This window comes from Methylobacter marinus A45, from assembly GCF_000383855.1.
GTDB lineage: Bacteria > Pseudomonadota > Gammaproteobacteria > Methylococcales > Methylomonadaceae > Methylobacter > Methylobacter marinus.
Window position 1 is genome coordinate 2,313,468 of sequence record NZ_KB912877.1, and the last position, 23,969, is coordinate 2,337,436.

General features: G+C 55.1%; 24 protein-coding genes. 5 read left to right on the forward strand and 19 right to left on the reverse strand.

The window, feature by feature from the left end; genetic code table 11:
- Positions 1-18 precede the first annotated feature (18 nt).
- The 14 genes from purH to cutA form a co-directional block, all read right to left on the reverse strand.
- The gene (purH, locus tag METMA_RS0110745; RefSeq protein WP_020159099.1) at positions 19-1,578 is read right to left on the reverse strand and encodes a bifunctional phosphoribosylaminoimidazolecarboxamide formyltransferase/IMP cyclohydrolase; all 1,560 of its coding nucleotides are present in this window, start codon (positions 1,576-1,578) and stop codon (positions 19-21) included.
- 56 nt (positions 1,579-1,634) lie between these two features.
- Positions 1,635-1,919 carry a helix-turn-helix domain-containing protein gene (locus tag METMA_RS0110750; RefSeq protein WP_027147224.1) on the reverse strand — a complete coding sequence of 95 codons (285 nt, stop codon included), beginning with the start codon at positions 1,917-1,919 and terminating at the stop codon, positions 1,635-1,637.
- A gap of 1 nt (position 1,920) precedes the next feature.
- Positions 1,921-2,904: a tRNA dihydrouridine synthase DusB gene (dusB, locus tag METMA_RS0110755; protein ID WP_020159101.1), complete on the reverse strand. Its 984-nt coding sequence runs from the start codon at positions 2,902-2,904 to the stop codon at positions 1,921-1,923.
- Between the two features lie 157 nt (positions 2,905-3,061).
- Complete coding sequence (locus METMA_RS0110760; RefSeq protein WP_020159102.1) at positions 3,062-3,658, reverse strand: hypothetical protein; 597 nt, start codon at positions 3,656-3,658, stop codon at positions 3,062-3,064.
- Entirely contained in the window at positions 3,655-3,858 is a 204-nt protein-coding gene (locus tag METMA_RS26960; RefSeq protein WP_152565116.1) for a metal-binding protein, read from the reverse strand. Before METMA_RS26960 ends, METMA_RS0110760 begins: the two co-directional genes overlap by 4 nt.
- 16 nt (positions 3,859-3,874) lie before the next feature.
- The gene (locus tag METMA_RS0110765) at positions 3,875-5,068 is read right to left on the reverse strand and encodes a class I SAM-dependent rRNA methyltransferase (RefSeq protein WP_020159103.1); all 1,194 of its coding nucleotides are present in this window, start codon (positions 5,066-5,068) and stop codon (positions 3,875-3,877) included.
- Positions 5,069-5,071: 3 nt separating this feature from the next.
- The gene (locus tag METMA_RS0110770) at positions 5,072-5,737 is read right to left on the reverse strand and encodes a zinc-ribbon and DUF3426 domain-containing protein (protein ID WP_198014499.1); all 666 of its coding nucleotides are present in this window, start codon (positions 5,735-5,737) and stop codon (positions 5,072-5,074) included.
- Between the two features lie 5 nt (positions 5,738-5,742).
- Complete coding sequence (gene prmA, locus METMA_RS0110775) at positions 5,743-6,621, reverse strand: 50S ribosomal protein L11 methyltransferase (protein ID WP_020159105.1); 879 nt, start codon at positions 6,619-6,621, stop codon at positions 5,743-5,745.
- Between the two features lie 68 nt (positions 6,622-6,689).
- Complete coding sequence (gene accC / locus METMA_RS0110780; protein WP_020159106.1) at positions 6,690-8,033, reverse strand: acetyl-CoA carboxylase biotin carboxylase subunit; 1,344 nt, start codon at positions 8,031-8,033, stop codon at positions 6,690-6,692.
- A 20-nt stretch (positions 8,034-8,053) separates the two neighbouring features.
- Positions 8,054-8,494, reverse strand: a complete 441-nt coding sequence (gene accB / locus METMA_RS0110785) for an acetyl-CoA carboxylase biotin carboxyl carrier protein (RefSeq protein ID WP_020159107.1) — start codon at positions 8,492-8,494, stop codon at positions 8,054-8,056.
- A gap of 4 nt (positions 8,495-8,498) precedes the next feature.
- Entirely contained in the window at positions 8,499-8,945 is a 447-nt protein-coding gene (gene aroQ / locus METMA_RS0110790; RefSeq protein WP_020159108.1) for a type II 3-dehydroquinate dehydratase, read from the reverse strand.
- Between the two features lie 194 nt (positions 8,946-9,139).
- Complete coding sequence (locus METMA_RS0110795; protein WP_020159109.1) at positions 9,140-9,667, reverse strand: TlpA family protein disulfide reductase; 528 nt, start codon at positions 9,665-9,667, stop codon at positions 9,140-9,142.
- Entirely contained in the window at positions 9,664-11,913 is a 2,250-nt protein-coding gene (gene dsbD / locus METMA_RS0110800) for a protein-disulfide reductase DsbD (protein WP_020159110.1), read from the reverse strand. Before dsbD ends, METMA_RS0110795 begins: the two co-directional genes overlap by 4 nt.
- Entirely contained in the window at positions 11,895-12,221 is a 327-nt protein-coding gene (cutA, locus tag METMA_RS0110805) for a divalent-cation tolerance protein CutA (RefSeq protein ID WP_020159111.1), read from the reverse strand. The genes dsbD and cutA overlap by 19 nt, the downstream gene beginning before the upstream one ends.
- A 345-nt stretch (positions 12,222-12,566) precedes the next feature.
- On the opposite strand from cutA, the gene METMA_RS28135 reads away from it, so the two are divergent.
- The 3 genes from METMA_RS28135 (at position 12,567) to METMA_RS0110825 (ending at position 14,696) form a co-directional block, all read left to right on the forward strand.
- Complete coding sequence (locus tag METMA_RS28135) at positions 12,567-12,731, forward strand: hypothetical protein (protein ID WP_020159112.1); 165 nt, start codon at positions 12,567-12,569, stop codon at positions 12,729-12,731.
- Positions 12,732-12,905: 174 nt separating this feature from the next.
- Entirely contained in the window at positions 12,906-14,114 is a 1,209-nt protein-coding gene (locus tag METMA_RS0110820; protein WP_020159113.1) for a sialidase family protein, read from the forward strand.
- Positions 14,115-14,258: 144 nt separating this feature from the next.
- A complete protein-coding gene (locus METMA_RS0110825; RefSeq protein ID WP_020159114.1) occupies positions 14,259-14,696 on the forward strand; it encodes an FxsA family protein in 438 nt (145 codons plus the stop codon).
- Between the two features lie 203 nt (positions 14,697-14,899).
- Here the strand turns inward: METMA_RS0110825 and METMA_RS0110830 are convergent, their stop codons facing one another.
- Together METMA_RS0110830 and METMA_RS0110835 are read right to left on the reverse strand one after the other, a co-directional pair.
- The gene (locus tag METMA_RS0110830) at positions 14,900-16,213 is read right to left on the reverse strand and encodes a DUF3422 family protein (protein WP_020159115.1); all 1,314 of its coding nucleotides are present in this window, start codon (positions 16,211-16,213) and stop codon (positions 14,900-14,902) included.
- 254 nt (positions 16,214-16,467) lie between these two features.
- Positions 16,468-16,704: a YgaP family membrane protein gene (locus METMA_RS0110835; protein WP_020159116.1), complete on the reverse strand. Its 237-nt coding sequence runs from the start codon at positions 16,702-16,704 to the stop codon at positions 16,468-16,470.
- A gap of 112 nt (positions 16,705-16,816) precedes the next feature.
- Here METMA_RS0110835 and uvrD point away from each other — a divergent pair, with 112 nt between their 5' ends.
- On the forward strand, positions 16,817-18,982 hold the full coding sequence (gene uvrD / locus METMA_RS0110840; RefSeq protein ID WP_020159117.1) for a DNA helicase II: 2,166 nt from the start codon (positions 16,817-16,819) through the stop codon (positions 18,980-18,982).
- A 164-nt stretch (positions 18,983-19,146) separates the two neighbouring features.
- Here uvrD and fbaA read toward each other — a convergent pair whose 3' ends face one another.
- Positions 19,147-20,226 carry a class II fructose-bisphosphate aldolase gene (gene fbaA, locus METMA_RS0110845; protein WP_020159118.1) on the reverse strand — a complete coding sequence of 360 codons (1,080 nt, stop codon included), beginning with the start codon at positions 20,224-20,226 and terminating at the stop codon, positions 19,147-19,149.
- A 271-nt stretch (positions 20,227-20,497) separates the two neighbouring features.
- Here fbaA and METMA_RS0110850 point away from each other — a divergent pair, with 271 nt between their 5' ends.
- The gene (locus METMA_RS0110850; RefSeq protein ID WP_020159119.1) at positions 20,498-21,403 is read left to right on the forward strand and encodes a LysR family transcriptional regulator; all 906 of its coding nucleotides are present in this window, start codon (positions 20,498-20,500) and stop codon (positions 21,401-21,403) included.
- Positions 21,404-21,453: 50 nt separating this feature from the next.
- Here the strand turns inward: METMA_RS0110850 and pyk are convergent, their stop codons facing one another.
- Together pyk and gap are read right to left on the reverse strand one after the other, a co-directional pair.
- Entirely contained in the window at positions 21,454-22,893 is a 1,440-nt protein-coding gene (pyk, locus tag METMA_RS0110855; RefSeq protein ID WP_027147227.1) for a pyruvate kinase, read from the reverse strand.
- Between the two features lie 4 nt (positions 22,894-22,897).
- Complete coding sequence (gene gap / locus METMA_RS0110860) at positions 22,898-23,911, reverse strand: type I glyceraldehyde-3-phosphate dehydrogenase (RefSeq protein ID WP_020159121.1); 1,014 nt, start codon at positions 23,909-23,911, stop codon at positions 22,898-22,900.
- Positions 23,912-23,969: the final 58 nt, after the last annotated feature.

The window sequence follows — 23,969 nt, forward strand, 5'->3', positions numbered from 1 at the left end:
CCACAGTCTGTTTCTTAATTAATGCCTGAAATGGCGCATGCCGGTAAAGACCATGGCGATGTCGTGTTCATCGGCCGCCTCGATGACTTCCCCGTCGCGCATTGAGCCGCCGGGATGGATGATGGCGGTGATGCCGGCTTCGGCGGCCGCATCGACAGTGTCGCGGAACGGGAAGAAGGCATCGGACGCCATGACCGAGCCGGACACGACCAGTCCTTCATCGGCGGCCTTGATGCCGGCGATTCGGGCCGAATAAACGCGGCTCATTTGCCCTGCGCCGACGCCGATGGTGCGGCCGTTCTTGCAGTAGACGATGGCGTTGGATTTGACGAATTTGGCGACTTTCCAGGCGAACAGCAGGTCAGCCAGTTCCTGTTCCGTCGGCGCGCGTTTGCTGACGACTTTCAGGTCGGCGGCAGCGATTTTGCCGAGATCCTTGTCCTGGACCAGGAGACCGCCGGCCACGCGTTTGAAATCCAGCACGGTTTCGTCCGTGCCGGCCCAGTTGCCGCATTCCAGGGCGCGCACGTTTGCTTTTGCGGAAATTACGGCCTGGGCATCGGCGCTGATGGACGGCGCGATGATGACTTCGACGAACTGGCGTTTGATGATTTCGGCCGCGGTTTCTTTATCAAGGTCGCGGTTGAACGCGATAATGCCGCCAAAGGCCGAGGTCGGGTCGGTGGCGTGGGCCAGATCGTAGGCGGCCAGCAGCGTGTCGGCTTCGGCAACGCCGCAGGGGTTGGCGTGCTTGACGATCACGCAGGCCGGCTTGTCGGTGAAGGACTTGACGCATTCCAGCGCCGCGTCGGTATCGGCAATGTTGTTGTAGGACAGTTCCTTGCCCTGCAGCTGTTTCGCAGCGGAGATCGTGCCCGAAGCCGGCGCTTTTTCGCGATAGAAAGCGGCCTGCTGATGCGGATTTTCGCCGTAACGCATGGCCTGGCTTTTGTAAAACTGCAGGTTCAGTGTTTCCGGAAAACGCTCGCCGGTCAGATTGCCCAGATAGGTCGAAATGGCTGTATCGTAGCGGGCCGTATGTTCGAAGCTTTTCAGGGCCAGGCTGAAGCGGGTCTTGGCGGACAGGCTGCTGTCGGTGTTTTTCAGTTCGGCTATGATGCCGGCATAATCGGCCGGATTGACGACGACGGCAACGTCGGCATGATTCTTGGCGGCCGCGCGGATCATAGTCGGGCCGCCGATATCGATGTTTTCGATCGCGGTGTCAAAATTGCAGTCCGGCCGGGCGATGGTCTGCTCGAACGGATACAGGTTGACGACCACCATGTCGATCGGCTTGATGCCGTTCTCGGCCATGACCGCATCGTCCACGCCGCGACGGCCCAGAATGCCGCCATGCACTTTCGGGTGCAGGGTTTTGACGCGGCCGTCCATCATTTCCGGAAAGCCCGTGTAGTCGGAGACTTCCGTGGCGGGAATCCGGTTATCGGCCAGGGTTTTGGCCGTGCCGCCGGTGGACAGGATTTCTACGCCCAACTGGCTCAGTTCCCGGCAGAAATCGACAATACCGGATTTATCCGAGACACTGATTAAGGCGCGGGTGATTTTTTTGTTCATGCGGACCTCTGATGCAAGGTAAGTTAGATAAATTTAAAATGGCTGGGCAGCGAGGCTCAGGATAGTCCGTATTGGTCCAGTTTTTTACGTAGGGTACTGCGGCTTAGGCCTAACGCTTTGGCGGTTTTGGTCTGATTATGGCCTGAATGCTCCAGAGCCGCTTCCAGCAGGGGTCTTTCGACTTCGCTGATGACCATGGCGTGCAGGCCGACCGCGTCATGACCGTTCAATTGCGATAAATAGATCTCTACTGCTTTCTTGACATAAGCGGACAGAGGGATAGAGGCATTTTTTGTGCTATCTAAATCAATGATTTCAGCGCTTTTTTGAGATGCTTTCATATTATGCAGCATGATCGATTGTTAAAAGATTAAAAGCCGAATTAATCAGCGCTAGTTGTTGCGACGGTACTTGAGCCCGGTTGATCTTGTCTTGTAGGGACGGGGGCATCGTTCCGAGCTGCTTGAAGTACCAGCCGATGTGTTTCCGCGCTATTCTAACACCGCTTACATTGCCATAGAAACCGTATAGCTGTTCCAAATGCGCCAGCAGTGTTTCGTGTACGTCGGCAAGCGACGGTCTTTCAAGGAATTTTCCGTTTTTTAGAAAACAATCGATCTGATTGAACAGCCACGGGTTGCCTTGAGCGGCCCGGCCGATCATCAGGGCATCGGCGCCGGTCGAGCGCAGAACCGATGCGGCTTTTTCAGGGCTGTCGATATCGCCGTTGGCGATCACCGGGATGCCGATCGATTGCTTAACTTTTTTGACGGTTTCATGTTCGGCCTGACCGTTGAATTTACAGGCCCGGGTCCGTCCGTGCACGGTCAGGGCTGAGATACCGGCGTTTTCCGCTATTTTTGCGATTTCGACCGCATTGCGGCTGTATAAATCCCAACCGGTGCGGATTTTCAGCGTCACCGGCACATCGACCGCGCCGACGACCGCATCAAGAATTTTTCCGACCAGGGCTTCATCGCGCAGCAATGCCGAGCCCGCCGCCACCGAGCAGACTTTTTTAGCCGGGCAGCCCATGTTGATGTCGATGATCTGGGCGCCGCGCGCCACGTTTATTTTCGCGGCCTCGGCCATTTGTCGGGGATCGGTGCCGAGTATCTGTACCGCACGGATGCCCGTATCGCCGCTGAGGTCGGTTTTCAGCAAGGTCCGTTTATGCTGGCTCAGCGCGGGATTGGAAGCGACCATCTCCGATACGGTCAGCGCGGCGCCGTGCCGGCGGCACAGTTCCCTGAACGGGCGGTCGCTGATGCCGGCCATGGGCGCGAGTATCAGTTTATTGGCAAGTTGATAGGGACCGATTTGCATGAGCTGCCACGTGTACAAAAAAGGGCGCCTATCATAACCTAAAAACCGCCCGGCGGGGCATGGCAATGAGTTTTTTTAATGAAAATTCAGCGACGGGACGCGGCGCCATGGGAAGAGCACGAAGAAAAATCCAGGCTTCGTGCTCCTGGGGCAAAAATTACTTAATACTGGAACTGGCCGCAAGCGTGTTATCGAGGTTTCCTTCCGATTGGGACTGGTCGTCGACAGGCAAGTCGCTGGCATCATTCCAGATCGGGTTGTCGCGGTCTTCTTTGTCCAGTTTGCTGAGATCTTCCGGGTATAAATGCCAGAATGATTTATCGATCATGGCATTTTTATAGCTTTCTTTTTTCTCGTGCGTGAACGGACACCACCAGTTCTCGACGATCTTGACCATATAGGCATGCCATTCGAACAGTGCCACGCTATAAGGACAATACCAGGTGCAGTTCAAGATCCAGAACAGCTTGGATTGCGCCATGCTGGCCTTGAAAGTGGGCTTCATCGTGATCTGGCTTTTCAGGTCATAACGGTGGCTGGCGCGGTCGGGAATGAAATCGGAATAGGTTTTGATGTTTTTGCCGCCGACCATGCGCAAATGATAGTAAGTCAAATAGGCGCTGATGAAGACGAATGGAAAAGTCAGGATAGGCAGATAGATTAAAATCATGCCGATGCCGCGCTGCAGAACAGGGATTTTTCGGTGGTTTTTGGCGATTTCAACGCGGCTGGCGCAGGATTCACAGGCTTTCATTTTTTTGTGTCCTCTTTATTATTAAGCTGAGTGGTGGAGGTTGTTGTTGTCAGTTTTTCTTTATTGACGAGCTGATAAATACTCAGGCAGCCCGTGCAGCAAAAGTGCAGTCTAGCCGTTGGCGTATTCAGGACATAGTCCTGAATTTCCACCGGTTGACCGCAAAGGGGGCAATATTCTTTAGTTTCTGGCCGGGTCATACAAAAAACCTCAATACTACAGGCTTGAGGATACCGAACAAAAGAATGTTTTTAAATACTCTGTTTCAGGCGCGGCCGGATCGATGGGATGATCAGGTCCCTGGCCGCCGCCGGCGATAAAGACCAGGTGGCGGTCGATGTGGCGGCCCGATGAGCGCAGAATTTCCTGCAGATTGTCGCGGCTCAGGTGATGCGAGCAGGAGGCCGAGACCAGGATGCCGTTCTTGCTCAAGACCTGCAGGGCCAGGTGATTCAGGCGCCGGTAGGCTTCGTAGCCTTGCTTGAAGTCCTTTTTGCGCTTGATCAGGGCCGGCGGGTCCAGCACGACGATGTCGTAAAGCTGGTTGTCCTGGCGGGCCTGCTTCAGGAATTCAAACACATCGCTGCGGATAAAGTGCATGCGCTCTTCGACCCGGTTGAGCCCGGCGTTTTCCCGAGCCAGCGCCAGCGCGCCCTCCGAGGCGTCAACGCAGGTGACTTCGCCGGCGCCGGCCATGGCGGCCGGAACGCCCCAGGCGCCGGTATAGGAAAACAGATCCAGTACGCGCCGGTTTTTCGCCATGCCGGCCAGCAGGGCGCGGCTGCAGCGATGATCGTAAAACCAGCCGGTCTTCTGGCCGTCCAGAATGTCGACTTTGAACTGGGCGCCGTTTTCTTCGATGATCAGGCGTTCAGGCAGCTTGCCGTAGGCGATTTCCGATTCCAGGCTCAGGCCTTCCAGTTGCCGCTGGCTGTTGTCGTTCTTCAGAACAATCGCTTCAGGATTCAGCAGTTCAATCAGCGCCGAAAACAAAAATTCCTTGCGCCGGTCGATGCCGGCCGTGGTGATCTGCACCGACAGGACGGGTCCGAAACGGTCGATCACTAAACCCGGCAGGCCGTCGCTTTCGCCGAAGACCAGCCGGTAGTAGGGCCGGTCGAAAAGTTTTTCCCGCAGGGCCAACGCGGTAGTCAAGCGTTCCTTGAAGAAATTGGCGCCGCATTTGACGGACTTTCTCGACAGCAGGCGCGCGCAGATCAGTGCCCTCGGATTGATGTAAGCCGTGCCCAGCGCCTTGCCGTCGTCGTTTGTGACCTGGACCAGATCGCCCGGCGCGAACTGCTCGAGCGGCGAGCGCCGGATGTCGATTTCATTGCTGAAAACCCACAAATGCCCTTTGCGCAGGCGTTTGTCTTCGTTTTTCTTTAAATAAATTTCCGGATGGGACATAGCTTATATGAGTTTAAACGTATAACCGCCAATTTTGCTGGCGGGGCGCGCGATAGTCAGGCGTATTTCCGTTACGGCGTCAGGCGCCATGGCGGTTACGCCGGCGGCTTCAGGCAAATAATCCTGTGGTTTAAATACCCTTTGCGCGAAAGGTTTTTCATTATAATCCAATAACGTCAATTTAATAGTCGGATAGGCCTGGGAAAAACTGGCCTGGTTGACGATGATGGCCCGGAAGGCGTAATTGTGATCCGGCTGTAAGGTAAACGAGCCTTCCAATACGCTGAACTCGTCGAGGTTTTTATAGACGGGCAGCCGGCAGTTCAGGTAACGGCAGAATTTTTCCAGACCGGGCCGGACGTCCGGATTCTGGCTGAAGGCATAGCCTTCAAAATAGACGATCTGCGCGGTCAGCAGCAGCAGGCCGATGATCAGGCCGACATGCCAGTAGGCGCGGCCCGTTTTCTTTTCCGGCTCCCAGGGCAGACGCTCGGGGGGGGCTTTCTGCTCCACCTGCTTGCCGGTAACGGCCGGCTTCGACTCGCTGATAAACTCCAGCACATCAAACAAGGACGAGCAATGAGTGCAACGCATCATGCCCCGGTCGGAGCGCAATTGCGCCAGCGTCAGCTTGTGAACGGTCTGGCAATCGGGGCAGAGGGTGTACATGGCTTTCAATGCTTGATGCCTTGCAGCCGGATCCAGTCCTCCTGTTGTGTGGGAGGATCGAAGTCGATATAGGGCTGGTAGGCCTGCATGACCGACTCGGCCTGTTCCTGAAGGATGCCCGACAGGATCAGCTGGCCGCCCGGCTTGACCAGAGCGGCTATCTGTCCGGCCATGTCGATGAGCGGCTTGGCCAGGATATTCGCCAGCACGATGTCGGCCTGAAAGGGCGCGAACTGTTCGGGGAGATAGCTGTGGATTTTGTGCTGGACCTTGTTTTTCAGGGCATTGTCCTGGGTGGCGGTGATCGCCTGTGGATCGATGTCGACGGCATGCGCTTCACGGGCGCCCAGCAGGATCGCGGCAACGGCCAGGATGCCCGAGCCGCAGCCGTAATCGATGATGGTTTTGCCGGCCAGATCATGGCTGGCCAGCCATTCCAGGCACAGTGCCGTGGTCGGATGCGTGCCGGTGCCGAAGGCCAGGCCCGGGTCCAGTGTCAGACAGACCGTGCCGGGCTCGTGCTGTTCCTGACCGGTCGGGCAGACCCAGAGCCTGTCGGCGAACTTCATCGGATGATAATAGTCCATCCAGGCGCGCTCCCACGGCTGGTCGGCAATTTCCTCGGCATGCCAGCTGTGCAGTTGTTCGGGCGGAAACTGCTTGTAGACCTGGTCTTTGACCAACTCCGGGTCCGCGTCGAGCTCATAGAGCGCAATGACCTGAGTATTGCTCCATATTTTCGTTTCGCCGATCGCGGGTTCGTAAACCGGCTCGTCTTCGGCATCCATGTAAGTGACGGAAACCGCGCCGAGATCGCTGAACAAATCGGCAAGTTCGGGGGCGGTGTTTTCGTTGGTGATGACGGAGATTTGATGCCAGGCCATAAAAAAATCGGACTTGTGTAACGAGAAAAAACACAGGGCGGCTTGGCCGCCCTGTCATTCAGCCGGGCTTAATAAATGCCCAGTTTCTTTTCCAGATAATGGATGTTCTGGCCGCCGGCCGCGAAAGCGCTGTCAGTCATGATATCGTGCTGCAGCGGGATGTTGGTCTTGATGCCTTCAATGATGATCTCGCTTAACGCGGTGTTCATGCGCGCGATGGCGCTTTTGCGGTCTTCGCCGTGCGCGATCAGCTTGCCGATCATGGAGTCATAATACGGCGGCACCTTGTAACCGTTGTAAATATGCGTTTCGCAGCGGATGCCGGGACCGCCCGGCATGTGGAACTGCTCGATCGTGCCGGGGCTGGGCATGAAGGTTTTCGGATCTTCCGCATTCAAGCGGCACTCGATGGCATGGCCCTGGATTTTGACCTGGTCCTGCGTGATCGACAGCGGCTCGCCGGCGGCGATGCGCAGTTGTTCCTTGACGATATCGAAGCCCGTGACCATTTCCGTGACCGGATGCTCGACCTGTACGCGGGTGTTCATTTCGATGAAATAAAACTCGCCTTTCTCATACAGGAACTCGAAGGTGCCGGCGCCCAGATAGCCGATATCGACGCAGGCTTTGGCGCAGCGCTCGCCGATGAACCGGCGCTGTTCCTCGGTGATGCCGGGGGCCGGCGCTTCCTCGACGACTTTCTGGTGGCGGCGCTGCATGGAGCAGTCGCGCTCGCCCAGATGGATGGCGTTGCCGTGCGCGTCGGCCATGACCTGGAACTCGATGTGGCGCGGGTCCTCGAGGAATTTCTCCATGTACACGGTCGCATTGCCGAAGGCGGTGCTGGCCTCGGCCTTGGTCATGGCGATCGCGTTCAGCAGGGCCGCTTCGGTATGTACCGTGCGCATGCCGCGGCCGCCACCGCCGCCGGCGGCCTTGATGATGACCGGATAGCCGATTTCCTGAGCCAGTTTCAGGTTCTTTTTGGCATCATCGGTCAGCGGCTCGCCATTGCCGGGCACGCAGGGAATGCCGGCTTTCAGCATGGCATTTTTGGCGGAAATTTTGTCGCCCATCAGGCGGATGGTATCGGCGTTGGGGCCGATGAACACGAAGCCGCTTTGCTTTACTTTTTCCGAAAAATCGGCGTTTTCGGCGAGAAAACCGTAGCCCGGATGAATGGCTTCGGCATCGGTCACTTCGGCGGCGCTGATGATGGCCGGAATGTTCAGGTAGCTGTCCACGGAAGCGGCCGGGCCAATGCAGACGGATTCATCGGCCAAGCGCACGTGTTTCAAATTGCGGTCCGCCTCGGAATGGACGGCCACCACCTTAACGCCTAATTCTCTGCATGCGCGCAGAATGCGCAGTGCGATTTCGCCGCGATTGGCGATCACTATTTTATCGAACATGAGTTTCCCGCTTTTTTGTATTATTCAATGATGAATAAGGGTTGACCGTATTCGACAGGTTGGGCGTTTTCAACCAGTATTTTAGTGATGACGCCACTTTTATCGGCTTCAATCTGATTCAGGATTTTCATTGCCTCGATGATGCACAGCGTGTCGCCGACTTGCACGGATTGGCCGACATCGGTAAAGGCTTTCGAGCCGGGCGAGGCCGAACGATAAAACGTGCCGACCATGGGCGATTTAACGACGTGGCCGGTAATTTTTTCTTCCGCGGGTGCCGCGGCCGATACAGCGGCCGGCGCTGGAGCCGGTGCCGCGGGGGCGGCGGCATACGCTACCTGCGCGGGCGGCGCGGAATAACGGCTGATGCGGATGCATTCTTCCCCTTCCTTGATTTCCAGTTCGGCAATTTCGGATTCTTCAATGATCTCGATGAGTTTTTTTATTTTTCTAATATCCATTACTTTATAGTCTCTCGTCTAGTATTTGATGTGCGGCCGTTAAGGCCAATTCATACCCTGTTGCTCCCAATCCGCAGATAACGCCCTTGGCAATGTCCGAGAAATAGGAATGTTTTCTAAAAGACTCCCGTGCGTGCACATTGGATAAATGTACTTCTATAAACGGGATTCTGGTCGCCAGCAAGGCATCGCGAATGGCGACGCTGGTATGCGTGAAGGCTGCTGGATTAATAATGATGAAATCGACGTGGTCGGTATAGGCTTGATGAATCAATTCCACGATTTCGTGTTCGGCATTGTTTTGATGAAAATCCAGCTGATGGCCCAGGTCGGCCGCAGTCTTTTCAAGCGAATTCTGTATGTCGGCGAGTGTCTTGTTTCCGTAATGGCCGGGTTCTCGGATGCCCAACAAGTTTAAATTGGGTCCATTTAATACGGTAATATTGGCCATTAAAGTATTTTTTTCAGTCGGGTTAAAAGGGCTTAATGAACCCCTAATTTTGCCTAATTTGTATGGGTTTGTCTAGGTATTCCGTTTTTCGGTACAGTTAGCGACAAAAAACGCGGATTTTGCCGTTATTACTTTCATTATCGGTCATTTTCCTGGCGAAAGCAGGCTCCGGAAACAGGCTGTGGTTGTCAGGTTTAATCTAGCAGCGGTGTAATTATTTCCAGTATCCGGTCCCTGGAAAATTCCCCGGGCTGGCGATGAATAATCCGGCCTTCACGATCGACGACGACCGTAAACGGAACGGCATTGATGACATTGCCCATTTGCTGGGACAGGGCGATGGCGTCATCGCCGCCAATCAATATTGGATAATTGATCGCAATCGATTGGAGATACTCGTCGACCGGTTCGCGCTCCTCGATGGCAATACCAACAAATTGTAGACCTTTATCGCCATATTGCTTCTGCAGCGTGATAAATTCAGGGATTTCCTCGCGGCAGGGCGGACACCAGGTGGCCCAGAAATTAAGGACCAGGATCTTGCCCCGCCACTCGCCGCCACGGCGCACCTTTCCTGAAGCATCGGGAAAGCTGAAATCAGGCAAAGGCGCGGATGCGGACGGGCTGTCTTGCGCGGCGGGCGAAGATAGGAAATGCCGGACGGCAATGCCGCCGCCCAGCGCCAAAACGGCGGCGATGATAATGATAAAGGCAGGTCTCATGATTGAATCCGGGTCAATGTCTTAAGGAACGTATCGGCATCCTGATAGCCGATGACGCGCAAGGCGGCCTGTTCCTGGCCGTCCGTGTCGAAGAACAGCACGCCGGGCGGCCCGATCAGGTTGAATCTCGCCAGCAGCGCCTTGTCGTCATTGGAGTTTTGGGTGACGTCGGCCTGCAGCACGACAAAATTGGCCAGCACCTGTTTGACTCTGGAATCGGTAAAGGTATAGGCCTCCATTTCCTTGCACGAGGTACACCAGTCGGCGTAAAAATCCAGCATGACCGGTTGATTGTTGGCCTGGGCCTGGCGGATTCTGGCGTCCAGTTCCGTCACCGAAGCCACGCGCTCAAAGGCAATGCCCTGCGTCGTCGCGGCTTGCAGGGAGCCCATGCCCAGGCCGTTCAGCGGTTTTAACGGATTGGTATTGCCGATGCTGAAGCCGATCAGTACCAGCACGCCATAAGAGAGCATGATCAGGCCCACGCCTTTCCAGAGCTTGCGCCAGCCGGTCGCGTGTTCGGGCAACGGGTCGATCGCGCTCAGATAAATGGCCGGGATGATCAGCAGCATGGCCCAGAGCAGCATGGTGACCGGCGCCGGTAAAATGCGGTCCAGCATCCAGACCGCGACGGCCAGCATGATGACGCCGAATACGGCTTTCGTGGAATTCAGCCAGCCGCCGGCTTTCGGCAGCAGTTTGCCGGCCGAGGCGCCCAGCAGCAACAGCGGCACGCCCATGCCCAGGCCCATGGTGAACAAGGCGCTGCCGCCCAGCACGGCGTCGCCGGTCTGGCCGATATAGATCAACGCGCCGGCCAGCGGCGCGGCCACGCATGGGCCTACGATCAGCGATGACAGCGAGCCCATGATGGCCGCCCCCCATAATGAGCCGTCGCGATGTTTTTCGCTGGAGTTGTGCAGTTTGGCCTGCAGTGACTTCGGCATTTCCAGATGGTAAAAATCGAACATCGACAGTGACAGCAGTACGAATACGGCACTGAACAAAGCGATGATCCAGGGTTGCTGGAAGGTGGTTTGCAGATTGCTGCCGAACAGGGCCGCCAGGATGCCGAAGACCGTATAGGTCACGGCCGAGGCGACGACATAACTGAGCGACAGCAGGAAGGCCCGGGCGGTCGTGATGCGGTTGCCGTGACCCACGATGATGCCCGACAGGATCGGAATCATCGGGAACACGCAGGGCGTGAACGACAGCAGCAGGCCGAAGCCGAAAAAGCTCAGCAGTGTCATCCACAGGGTATCCTGCTGTAGCGATTGCACGATACGGTCCTGTTCGGACAGCTCAGGAGACGCTGCGGCGTTACCGGCCGACGGGATGCTTTTGACGAGCGCGGCATCTTGCGGCGATGCCGGCAGGTCAAGGCTGATTTCTTGGGTCATGGGCGGATAGCACACGCCGCGGTCCGCGCAGCCCTGGTATTTGGCCCGCAGGGTAATGGTTTGCGCTGCCGGGTTTGAGCGAAGCAGGGGCAGGTCAAAGCCCAGTTCGTTATGGAACGTTTCCACCTGGCCGAAGGCTTCGTCATATTTGGACATGCCTCTGGGTATGTCGTAAGCGCCAAGCTGGGCGCCGGCCGCGTCGATCAGTTCAAGCTGGATTTTTTCCCGGTAAAGATAATAGCCGTCCGCGATCCGCCAATCGGCCCGCAGCGTCCGGGCGTCTTTTACCGACGCCAGAAACTGGAACGCCTGATCCGGCGGCAATAAGTCGTCTTCGGATAGATTCAAGGTGATGCCGCGATTGCTCTTGACCAGTTGCTGTATCGGGTTGGCTTGAACGGCCGGCGCTGCCGCGGGCAGCGTGATGTCCAGCACGGTTGTTTGCGGCGGATAGCAAATGCCTTGATCGGCGCAGCCTTGATACCGCACCCGCAGTTGAAGGGATGAGGCGCCGTCGCTGACCGTCAAAGGTACCGGGATGGTCAAGGCGTGCCGGTAAATGACCATTTCGCCGAAGAATTCGTCATGCTTGATTTCGCCGTCCGGTAAAGCGGGCGGCGCCGTCTGGATGGCCTCGGTCCTGGACTCGAAACGCATCTTGTCGCGATACAGGTAATAGCCTTCGGCGATATCCCATGAAACTTCAAGCCGGTCGGCGGCAGTGGCCCGGCCGGAAATTCTGAAGGCTTGCTCGGGTGGTAAAAGTTCGTCATTGCCCAGCGCAAAAACGGGCAGATGAGCCAGTGATAAAAAGCAGAAAAAAATTATTTTGAAGATAGGCATGAGTCAATCCAATGCAGGTATTCAGGTAAGCCGGCTTCAACAGGGACGGCTATGATTTCAGGAACGTCGTAGGGATGGTTGTCGCGTATTGCGGCTTCAAGCGCCTGATAGCGATCTTTACTCGATTTGATCAGCAGCAGATGCTCCTGCGCTGACTCAACTTGCCCCTGCCAGGTATAGACGGACAGGATGCCGGGCAAAATGTTCACACAAGCGGCTAATCGACCGGTCACCAGCAGGCGGGCGATTTTGTCGGCCGTGTCTCTGTCAGGGCATGTGCACAGGATTAGTTGATGATGAGTCGGCATGTTGGTGAATTGCTCCACTGAATCCAATTAATATCTAAAAATTAAAGCGTGTTCGTATTGTATACGATCGACCCTTCCTAAACCTATTCCGAACATTTTGTTGCCGCGCCGTCATAATTTTAAAACGTTTACCCCTGCTTTCAACGCTGTGAGTGATTTCATTCAGGCCAGACGAAAGCGCTAACAAGCGGGCATATACCCCGAACCCCCGCGGCAAATAACACAGTTTTTTAATAGGTTTTTGGAAAAACATAAAAATTACTTGTTTGTTTTCAATGCCTAGCGTTCATGGTATGACGATTGCTACCGTCCTGAAAACAATGTGCCTGAACACGCGGGCAGTCTGTGGTCAAGTACGAATTTAAAGGCATCGAGGCGATTGACGGGTTCAGCATGGGGCTGGGCGGCATAGCCGGGGGCCAGTGCGAAGATGATGTTGCCAACAGTTTTCAATTGCCGGGCTTTGTGCGCCTGGATGCGATGGCGGCCTATAAATGGGCGCTAGGGTAATCTCGCGTCACGGCCCAGGTCAATATCCGCAATCTTCTGGACAAGCAATATTATGAATCCACCGATCCCGATGCCAATGTCTCGCCGCGCGTCGGTGTCTATCCGGGCGCGCCGCTGATGGCGTTCGGCTCGGTGCGTGTGGAATATTAGACACATCTTTTTTGGAGAGAACACATGAACAGATTGATCGCCAAGAAAGCCGCGGCAGTGTTGCTGCTGTTCCGGCTGGTTTTTCCATCGGCAATGGCGGCGGAGCTTTCCGTGCGGGAGCTGTCGCTGCCTACGGTTGCGCTTAACCAGCAGCATCATCTGGCGCAAATGCAGGACGGCCGGCTGATCGTCAGCTGGGTGGAAACCTTCGGTCTCAGAAACGATATCCGCTTCGCGACTTATGCCCATGGCCGCTGGTCGCCGGCGCAAACGGTCGTCAGCATTGACGACAAACTGGCCGCTGCGCCGGTTGTGCTGGGTTTGAGCGACGGCACGCTGGCTACGGCCTGGATGGCAGCCGTGCACGATAGCGAGAACCCTTTCGCCGCCGATATTTATCTGGCCAGATCCAGCGATGGCGGCCGGACCTGGAGCGCACCACTCAAGCCGTACCTTGATCCGGCCCGCATCTATGATGCTCAGATGTCGCTGGCGCCCTTGCCTGACGCCGGCCTGGCGCTGGTGTGGACCGATGGCCGGCATGTCGGGCAGGCGCCCGAGAACCATTCGGACAGTCGCTTCCAGCTCATGGCCACCGTGCTCGACAAGCACTGGCGGCCAGGGCCTGAATTTCTGCTCGATAACGATGTCTGCTCCTGTTGCAGCAGTTACACCGATGCGCGCGGCAATGAACTGATTACCGTTTATCGCGATCACCTGGAGGGTGATATCCGCGACATTGGCGCCGTGCGCTGGAACCGCGGCGGCAATTCGCGTTGGCAGCCCGTGCATGACGATCACTGGATCCTCAATGGCTGTCCCAGCAACGGCCCGTCCATCGATTTAGCGGACAAGGGCGGCGTGGCGGCCTGGTTTACGGCCGCCGATGGTAACGGTCGTGTGAAAGTGAGCTTTATGCAGGACCCGGCCTCCGGTTTCCAGGCGCCCATCGACATCGACAATCAGGCGATCGGTCATGCCAGTGTCCTGCTGCTCGACGACGGCTCGGCAATGGTAAGCTGGCGGCATAATGCCGGTCCTGAGGAGGAGTTGTGGCTGGCACGCGTCATGCCTGACGGCCGGATAATGGACAGGACGCTGGTCTATCGGGGCGGTTTTCCCCGCTGGCCCAGCCGGCATGTGGATATGGCACGCATAGGCAATGACGTCTTCGTGGCCTGGATGGACCCCGTCCAGAAGAAAGTCCGGCTGGCGGCCGTGGCGCTGGAATAAGCCGGCGGAGCCAGTGCTTCCGCACCGCATTTTTCCAGGCTGTCAAACACGGCATTGCCGGATGGCGTGTCGAGATTATTCTAGAAATTAAGGATCATTGCCCTTATATTGTATGGTCAATGATTGTATTTCAAGAGTGTTTAGATGAAAGTATTCCGGATTTTATTGCTGTTTTTTCTGGTCGTGCCTTTTGTGGAAATTTATTTGCTGCTGCAGGTAGGCGGCATCATCGGCGCTGCCCCGACCATTTTTCTCGTGGTTCTGACGGCCGTAATAGGCGCCTGGTTATTGAGGCAACAAGGTCTGGCCACGCTGCAGCGGTTTCAGGCCAGTCTGGCGCAAGGCGTGCTTCCGGCCTATGAAATGGTTGAGGGCCCGATACTGCTGGTCGGCGGCGCCTTGTTGCTGACCCCGGGCTTTGTTACCGACATCATGGGCTTCGCCTGCCTGATTCCGCAACTGCGCCGGAAAATCGCCCGATATGTGATTGAAAAACACCTGATCCAGACGGGCGGTCCTTTTCAGCCGGCCCAACCCGCTAATAAGGATGTGCTGGAGGGTGAATATCGTAAGGAGGATTAAGGAACGTGAATTTTATAACTCCCGCAACTGACTTGTCTTTCTGTCCCTCTTCGGCGTTGCGCAAACCGTTACATAGCTGGCTATGCGCCTGTTTGCGCGCCTCGGCAACTGCTCCATGCGTTGCTCTACCTCCTGCATCCATGCAGTCGTTGAACATGAACAGAAAGCCTGCCTCAATCGCGGGTCTTATTTCATTCCCGTTCCTAAGTGGTCGTGGTCTTGATCAATTTATGAATGCGCCGGATGCCTAACGCGACAGCGACCATGATGAACGGCAGGGACAGGCCGACAGCGAGTTCGGGATCGATCGGCCAGCCCGCGGCGTTAAGGGCTTTGGCGATAATGCCGACCAGGCCGGCACTGTAATAGGTAATGGCGACGACAGAAATGCCCTCGACCGTTTCCTGCATGCGTAATTGCATTTTTGCGCGCAAATCCATCGAAGTCAGTAATGCCTGATTCTGGCGCTCTATCATGATGTCCACGCGCGTGCGTAATAAATGACCGGCATTGCTGACCCGTTCCGATATCAGCGTAAAGCGGTGCGCGGTCGACTGGCAGGTTTTGATCGCCGGTTCCATGCGCCGCCTTATGAATTCGCCCAGGGTCTGTATGCCCTGAATCCTGACTTCGCGCAAGTCGTCGAGGCGCTGTTCCACGATTTGATAGTAGGCATTAGCCGCGTCGAACCGGAAATGACTGCTGGAAATGTGGTTTTCAATCTCGGCCGCCAAGCGCGTCAGCTCATCCAGTAGTTCCGCATCATTGCTGTCCGGTTGCGCCATGACGTTGGTGATCGTATACAGTTGCCGGTCGGCTTTCTTCAGGGCCGGCGTCAGCCTGCGCGCTATCGGAAACGCCAGCAAGGCCATCATGCGGTACACTTCGATTTCAAACAACCGCTGTAACAGGCGTCCGGCTTGTTCGGTTTTAAGATGGTTATCGATAATCAGGAAACGGCTGAAACCGTCCACATGAATACGAAAATCGGTGAACGCGAAAGCCGCGCCTCCCATGACTTCGGAGCCAATTATCGGGTTGCCGTCAAAGAACCCGGACAGCGCATGCAGGTCAGGATGCGGATCAGCCTTTTTGCCCTCTTGGTCCGGTTTGGCCATGATGGCCGCATGGGCCGCCACCATGACTTTTCCGGGCAGCATGGCCAGCCAGTCGACGGGCACTTTTTCCAATGCCGGTTGCGCGAACGGATCTTCGGAGTTGTCCTGAACATAGAACGTGTAGGTGCTGAATTCGCCGTGCTGTTCCCAGCGAATCTGGAACGGGTCAAACGCCGCGTTGAAATGGTCGACGTCCCGTTTCGGCGGCGTGATGCCGAAACGCTCGCACAGCGCCGCGAGGTGTTTGCGTTCCAGTATTTTCTCGTCAGCGGCTAACAGCAGGGCCAGATGGCTGGCTTTGACGGGCAAGTCCAGAATCAGCGAGGAACGGGCATGGACTTCGTTATGCAGTATGAAGCGTTGCGGATGGTTATCAGGAATGGGGAATAAAGTAGCCACGATTGATACTCTCCTGTCAAATGCCGGTCATACGATAACAACGCAGGGAGCGGGCATGGATTCTTTGATAATTTTTACAGGCATATTTGATCATCTGAGGGGCGAATACAGAATTACGGGTAAACCCTATGGACCGCGATGGATTTGGCGGTCATAATGGCGCTGGCTTTACGTTTGGTTTGAACTATGACTGATGACACATGATCGGGGCACCAGATTGGGAAACTACGTCCATGTAGTCAGACAGGATTGGCTCAGCTGGCTGTGGCGTCGCTGCCGGTATCGCGGGTGTTTTTGTTGAAGCTTGAATAGACAGGGCACCAGCCTATGTAGCCGGTGGCAATCAGAACCAGGCCCGCAAGCAATAAAATAATTTTGGCGGTGAAAATTGAAATTACGATCAGCACGGCGCCGCCTGCCATACGGTAATTTTTTTCCTTGTCGCCAATATTATATTCAAACTTAATTAAACGCTTATAGTCAAAACTCATCTTGAAAACCTTTTGTGTGTAGTCATTATTTTTAACAAGGCAATGATTTAGCCCGCCCGTACTAAATCCGAGACAATATACACAGCTCCAAAAAATGTGCAAGCGATAACACATGGATATTACTAAAATTATAGATCCTTTAAATGATGCCCAGCGCCAGGCGGTTTCGGCGCCATCCCGGTCCATGTTAGTGCTGGCTGGCGCCGGCAGTGGTAAAACCCGGGTTCTGGTGCATCGCATCGCCTGGCAGATCCAGGTCGAGGGCTTGTCGCCGCATAGCGTTCTGGCCGTCACGTTCACTAATAAAGCCGCCCGGGAGATGCGCGGCCGCATCGAGGACTTGCTGAATATGTCCGCCCACAGCATGTGGATAGGAACTTTTCACGGTCTTGCGCACCGTCTGCTAAGACGGCACGCCCAGCAGGCCAAACTGCCGGAGACGTTTCAGGTCATGGATTCGGCCGATCAGTTAAGACTGATCAAGCGGCTGCTGGCGACGCTGAATCTCGACGAGAAGAAATGGCCTCCGAAGCAGATACAGTGGTATATCAATGCGCAGAAGGACGAAGGCATCAGGGCCCGACACATCCTCGAGACCGGCGATCTGTATCAGCGTCAGATGCTGATCATTTACCGCGCCTACGAAGAGCTCTGCGAGCGTTCCGGACTCGTCGATTTCGCCGAGTTGTTGCTGCGCGCGCATGAACTGCTGCGCGACAATGAGGATGTATTGGAGTTTTATCAGCAGCGTTTCAGGCAGGTGCATGTCGACGAATTTCAGGATACCAACACGATCCAGTATGCCTGGCTGCGGTTGCTGACGCAGGGCAAGGACAACCTGTTCGTGGTCGGCGACGACGATCAGTCCATTTACGGCTGGCGCGGCGCCAAAATCGAGAATATCTACAATTTCCAGAAACACCACCCGAATCACCAAGTCATCAAGCTGGAGCAGAATTACCGCTCGACCGGCCATATCCTGAAAGCGGCCAATCAGGTCATTGCCAACAATGACGGCCGCATGGGCAAGGAGTTGTGGACCGATACCGGCGACGGCGACCTGATTTCATTGTATGCGGCCTTCAATGAGCAGGACGAGGCTTATTTTGTCGTCGAGCGCATCAGAGCCTGGGTCAATGAGGGCGGCGCGCGCAGCGATGTGGCCATTTTATACCGTTCTAACGCCCAATCCCGGCAGTTTGAAGAACGTCTGATGGCGACCGGCACGCCGTATCGTGTCTACGGCGGCTTGCGGTTTTTCGACCGGGCCGAAATCAAGAATGCGCTGGCTTATCTGCGCCTGACCTCGAATCGGCATGATGACGCGTCGTTCGAGCGTGTCATCAATACGCCGGCGCGCGGCATAGGGCCGAAAACCCTGAATGATCTGCGCATGATAGCGCGCAATCGGAGCATTTCACTTTGGGCCGCAGCCGAGGAAGTGCTCGGGCAAGGGCGTTTGTCCACGCGCGCGGCGAATGCCTTATCCGGCTTCATGCAGTTGATCAGGCAGATGGCGGAGCAAGTCGAAGGCCTGGAGTTGTTCGAGAAAGTCAAACAGGTGGTCGAAAAAAGCGGCTTGATCGCGCTGTATCAAAACGAAAAAGCCGACAGAGGCGAAGAAAAAGTCGAAAACCTCGAGGAACTGGTCAATGCGGCGCGCCTGTTCGATTTCGATGCCGACAACGAGGAAAACCTGGGCGAACTGGATATGTTTCTGGCGCATGCGGCGCTGGAAGCCGGTGAACTGCAGGCCGACGATTTCGAGGACTGCGTGCAGCTGATGACCCTGCACTCGGCCAAGGGGCTGGAATTCAAGCTGGTGTTCCTGGTCGGCATGGAGGAGGGGTTGTTTCCGTCCCTGCAGTCGATTGAAGACGCCGGCCGTCTGGAAGAGGAGCGCCGGCTTTGCTACGTCGGCATGACGCGCGCCATGAAACAGCTGTATCTGACTTATGCTGAATCGCGGCGTTTATACGGCCGCGACTCGTATCCGAGGCCGTCGCGCTTCCTGCGCGAGATTCCGCCTGAGTTCATTCAGGAAGTCAGAATGCGCGCTAATGTCAGCCGGCCCGTCACGGCCGTCAAGCCGAAAGCGCCTGGCATAATGACGGAAGGACAATATAAACTGGGGCAGCGCGTCCGCCATGAAAAATTCGGCGAAGGCGTAGTGCTGCAAATGGAAGGCGAAGGCGCGCATGAACGCGTGCAGATTAATTTCAAAACGGCCGGCATGAAATGGCTGATGCTGGCTTATGCCAGGCTGGAAACGCTGTAGGCGGCCCGGCTTAAATGCGGATTGCTGCGGAAGAGCGTTTGCTCAGAGCGTTTTGATTAACCACAAAGGACACGGCAAGCAGGAAATCCTTGATCGAGAGTTCCAAGGTGTCCTTCGTGGTTATGCATGAAGCTGATGTAAAAGGTCAGCCGAAGTTTTAATTATTATAGAGAATCAACGGCGTTCAATTCCTTGAAAGCCTGTTCCAAACGCGCGACCATGCTGAGCTGGGCCGCCCGGATCCAGACCCGCGGATCGTAGTATTTCTTGTTCGGTTTGTCGTCGCCATCGGGATTGCCAATCTGGCCTTGCAGGTAACCCTCATTGCTCCGGTAGAATTCCCTGATACCGCTCCAGTAAGCCCATTGCGTGTCCGTGTCGATGTTCATCTTGATGACGCCGTAGCTGATCGATTCCTGGATTTCCGCCGCGGATGAGCCGGAGCCGCCGTGGAAAACGAAATTCAAGGTGTTGTGAGGCACGCCGAATTTTTCCGATACGTACTTTTGCGAGTTGGCCAGAATGGTCGGCGTCAATTTGACGTTGCCGGGCTTGTAAACGCCGTGCACGTTGCCGAACGAGGCCGCGATGGTGAAATTCGGGCTGATTTTGATCAGCTCTTCATAGGCATAGGCGACATCTTCGGGTTGTGTGTACAGCGCTGAATGATCCATATTCGTGTTGTCGACCCCGTCTTCCTCGCCGCCGGTGCAGCCCAGTTCAATTTCGAGGGTCATGCCCATCTTGGCCATGCGGGTCAGATAGCGCGCGCAGATTTCGATGTTTTCCTTCAGGGGTTCTTCGGACAGGTCCAGCATGTGGGAACTGAATAAAGGCTTGCCGGTTTCGGCGAATTGTTTTTCGCCGGCATCGAGCAAACCGTCGATCCAGGGCAGCAGTTTTTTCGCGGCATGGTCGGTGTGCAGAATCACCGGTACGCCGTAGTGCTCGGCAACCGTATGCACATGCCGGGCGCCGGAAATCGCCCCCAGAATATGGGATTGCTGGCCTTCCAGTTTAAGGCCCTTGCCGGCCACGAACTGGGCGCCGCCATTGGAAAACTGGATAATCACGGCTGACTTGACCTTGGCTGCCGCTTCCAGTACCGCATTGATCGAGTCGGTGCTGATGACATTGACGGCAGGCAGTGCAAAGTTGTTTTCTTTGGCAATCGCGAAGATTTTCTGTACATCCGCGCCGGTTACCACGCCAGGTTTAACTACGTCTAAAATTTTCTGAGGCATATCTTGATCCTGTTTCGGTTTGATGTTTATTACCGCACCAGCGTGCGGGAATGATGGAGCAGTATTAGGTAAAGTTTAAACTCATTATTCCGAAGGAAAAGTATATAAACAAATTCTGGCTCGGCTTACAAATGATTCTGCGGATATTCGACGTGGGCTGTTTTTCCCCGATAAAAAATAAGGAAATTACGTCCATTGAAGGCTAAAGCTGGAGTATTATAATGAAAAGTTTAAGACTTCGGCTAAAAGCATAAGGATTAGGAGTAGCTTTGTGAATGTAACGCTTAGGCAACTGAAAGTGTTTGAAATGGTGGCGCGGCATTTGAGTTTTACGCGGGCCGCGGAAGAGCTTTTTCTGACTCAGCCGGCGGTATCGATGCAGATCAAACAGTTCGAGGATGCGGCAGGGCTGGCATTGTTTGAGCGATTGGGGCGCAAAATCTATTTGACCGAAGCCGGGGAGGAAATGTACCGGCTGAGCCGGGATATCATGTCGAAAATGTCCGAGGCCGATCTGATTCTGGATGAGATCAAAGGCTCGGAAGGCGGGCGTTTGCTGGTTTCTGTCGCCAGCACGGTACAGTATTTTGCCATCCGGTTGCTGGCCGGTTTCTGCAAGCAATATCCGAAGGTCAATGTTAATCTGAAAGTGACCAACCATAAGGGCCTGATTCAGCTGTTGGAAAATAATGAGACGGATATCGTGTTAATGGGGAAGCCCTCGGAAGGACTAGATCTGGTGTCTGAGCCTCTGCTGGAAAATCCGTTGGTTGTCATTGCGCCTCCCAATCACCATTTAAGGGATAAAAAAGGCATTTTGCTGAGCGAGCTAAAAAACGAGACTTTTTTGATGCGCGAGCAAGGCTCCGGGACACGGACCTCAACGGAGCGATTTTTCGCCGAGAACGGCATGAAAATTTCAGCCAATATGGAATTGAACAATAACGGCGCCATCAAGCTGGGGGTGGAGGAGGGCCTGGGTCTTGGGATCGTGTCTCAGCATACGATCGATAATGAAGTCAAGACGGGGCGGCTGGTTATTCTGGATGTGCAGTTTTTTCCGCTGGTCAGAACCTGGTATATGGTGCGCCGCGAAGGGAAACGGCTGCCCGCCGTCGGCATGGCATTTGAAAATTTTGTGCGTCAGGAAAAGCTCCGTTTTGTGCGCTTGCCATAGCCAGGCCGGCAGTCGACTCAGTGCCGGGCTTTAATCCCTGACGCTGAGTGTCAGGGCGTTAAACCTTGTCCAACCGTCACGACTTTCAAGGCATTGGTCCCGCCTTGCAGGCCGGTCAAGTCGCCTTTGGTGATGATGAATTTGTCGCCGTCCTTGACATGCAGGTATTTTCTTAACTGATCGATGATTTCGCGGTTTACTTCGGCATGGTCCTGCGCTTCATGCGTGAAAAAAACAGGAAAAACGCCACGGTATAGTGTTACCCGCCCCAGGGTTTTCTGGTGACTGCTGAAGGCGAAAATAGGAATGCCCGAGCTGATTCTGGACATCCACAAGGCCGTGGCGCCGGACTCCGTCAATGCGGCAATGCCGGTGATCTTGGTATGGTTGGCCATGTACATCGAGGACATGGCAATGGCTTCGTCGACACGCTCGAACTGGATGCTGACCCGATGGTCGGAGACACGGACGCTGGGCTGTTTCTCCGCTTCCAGGCAGATACGGTCCATCGCTTCGACAGCTTTGATCGGGTATTTTCCGGAGGCGGTTTCAGCCGACAGCATGATCGCGTCGGTGCCATCGTAAACAGCATTGGCCACATCGAAGACTTCCGCGCGCGTCGGAATCGGATTGTCTATCATCGACTCCATCATCTGCGTGGCTGTAATCGCGACGCGATTCAGTTCCCGTGTGCGTTTGATCATATGTTTTTGCACGGCGGGCAGATTGGCATCGCCTATTTCAACGCCAAGATCGCCCCGGGCCACCATGACCGCATCAGCGGCCAGAATAATCGCGTCTATAACCTCCAGGGCTTCGGCGCGTTCGACCTTGGCCACGATGCCGGCTTCACAACCGGCTTCGCGCAACAAGCGGCGGGCTTCGTACAAGTCATCAGCCGAGCGCGGAAACGAGATGGCGACATAGTCGGCGCCCATTTCGGCAATGGTTTTGATGTCTTCCTTGTCTTTGTCCGTCAAGGCTGCCGCGGAAAGTCCGCCGCCCAGCAGGTTGATGCCTTTATTGTTGGACAGCACGCCGCCTACGATCACGGTGCAATTAACGCGCATGTTTTCGACATTGATCACATCCAGCACAATGCGTCCGTCATCCAGCAGCAGACGGCTGCCGGGTTTGACTTCCAGGGCCAGCGGTTCGTAAGTAATGCCGACCTGCGAATGATCGCCCGCGTTCTCATCAAGATTGATGTCCAGCGCGAAATCCTGACCTTCGTTCAGGAACACGCTGCCGTTTTTAAAGCGGGCAATGCGAATCTTCGGCCCCTGAAGGTCCGCCAGAATGCCCACAAGTCTTCCTGTTTTCCGGCTCAGTTCCCGTACGGCATGGGCTCTGTCGATATGATCTTGAGCCGAGCCGTGCGAGAAATTCATGCGTACCACATCGACGCCTGCGTGAAACAGGCCTTCAAGTACGCCGGGCTTATCGGTCGCAGGTCCCAGTGTCGCCAGTATTTTGGTTCTTCTTAACATGTGGTTATTCGGCATTGATCAAGGCAATAGAAGTGTCCAGCATGCGGTTTGAGAAGCCCCATTCGTTGTCATACCAGGACAGGACTTTGACGAAATTACCGTTCATGACTTTAGTCGATGGCGCTTCATAAATCGAAGAGGCCGGATTGTGGTTGAAATCGATCGAGACCAGTGGTTTCGTGTTGATTTCCAGAATGCCTTTCAAGGGACCGTCCGCGGCGGTTTTCAGGATATCGTCGATTTCTTCCTTGCTGGTGTTTTTGGAGGCCTGGAAGGTTAAATCAACCACGGACACGTTAATGGTCGGCACACGCATGGCGAAACCGTCCAGTCTGCCGGCCAGTTCAGGCAGAACCAGTCCTACAGCCGCGGCAGCGCCGGTTTTGGTGGGAATCATCGATTGCGTGGCCGAGCGGGCGCGGCGCAGGTCGCTGTGATAAACGTCGGTCAGAACCTGGTCATTGGTATAGGAGTGGATCGTGGTCATCAAGCCGCTGACAATGCCCAAGGTATCATTGAGCGGCTTGACCAATGGCGCCAGGCAGTTGGTTGTGCATGAGGCATTGGAAATAACCGTGTCCGATGCTTTCAACACGTTATGGTTGACGCCATACACGATGGTGGCATCCACGTCATTGCCGCCCGGTGCTGAAATAATCACTTTTTTGGCGCCGGCATTAATATGGGCCGATGCTTTTGCCTTGCTGGTGAACAAGCCGGTGCATTCGTGTACGACATCAATGTCCAGGTCCGCCCATGGCAATTTGGAGGGGTCTCTTTCCGAGAAAACTTTGATTTTGTCGCCGTTGATAATCATGTCGTCACCATCGACGCTGACTTCAAAGGGAAATTTTCCATGCACGGAGTCGTATTGAGTCAGATGGGCATTGGTTTCACTGCTACCCAAATCATTGATTGCAACAATTTGAAATTCATCGTTACGGCCTGATTCGTATAAGGCGCGCACGATATTGCGGCCAATACGGCCATAACCATTAATTGCAATTTTAATTGGCATAGAATTTCTCCAGATAGTTTGAAAGGCTCAATTGAAACGGATACACCGAATCTCCGTG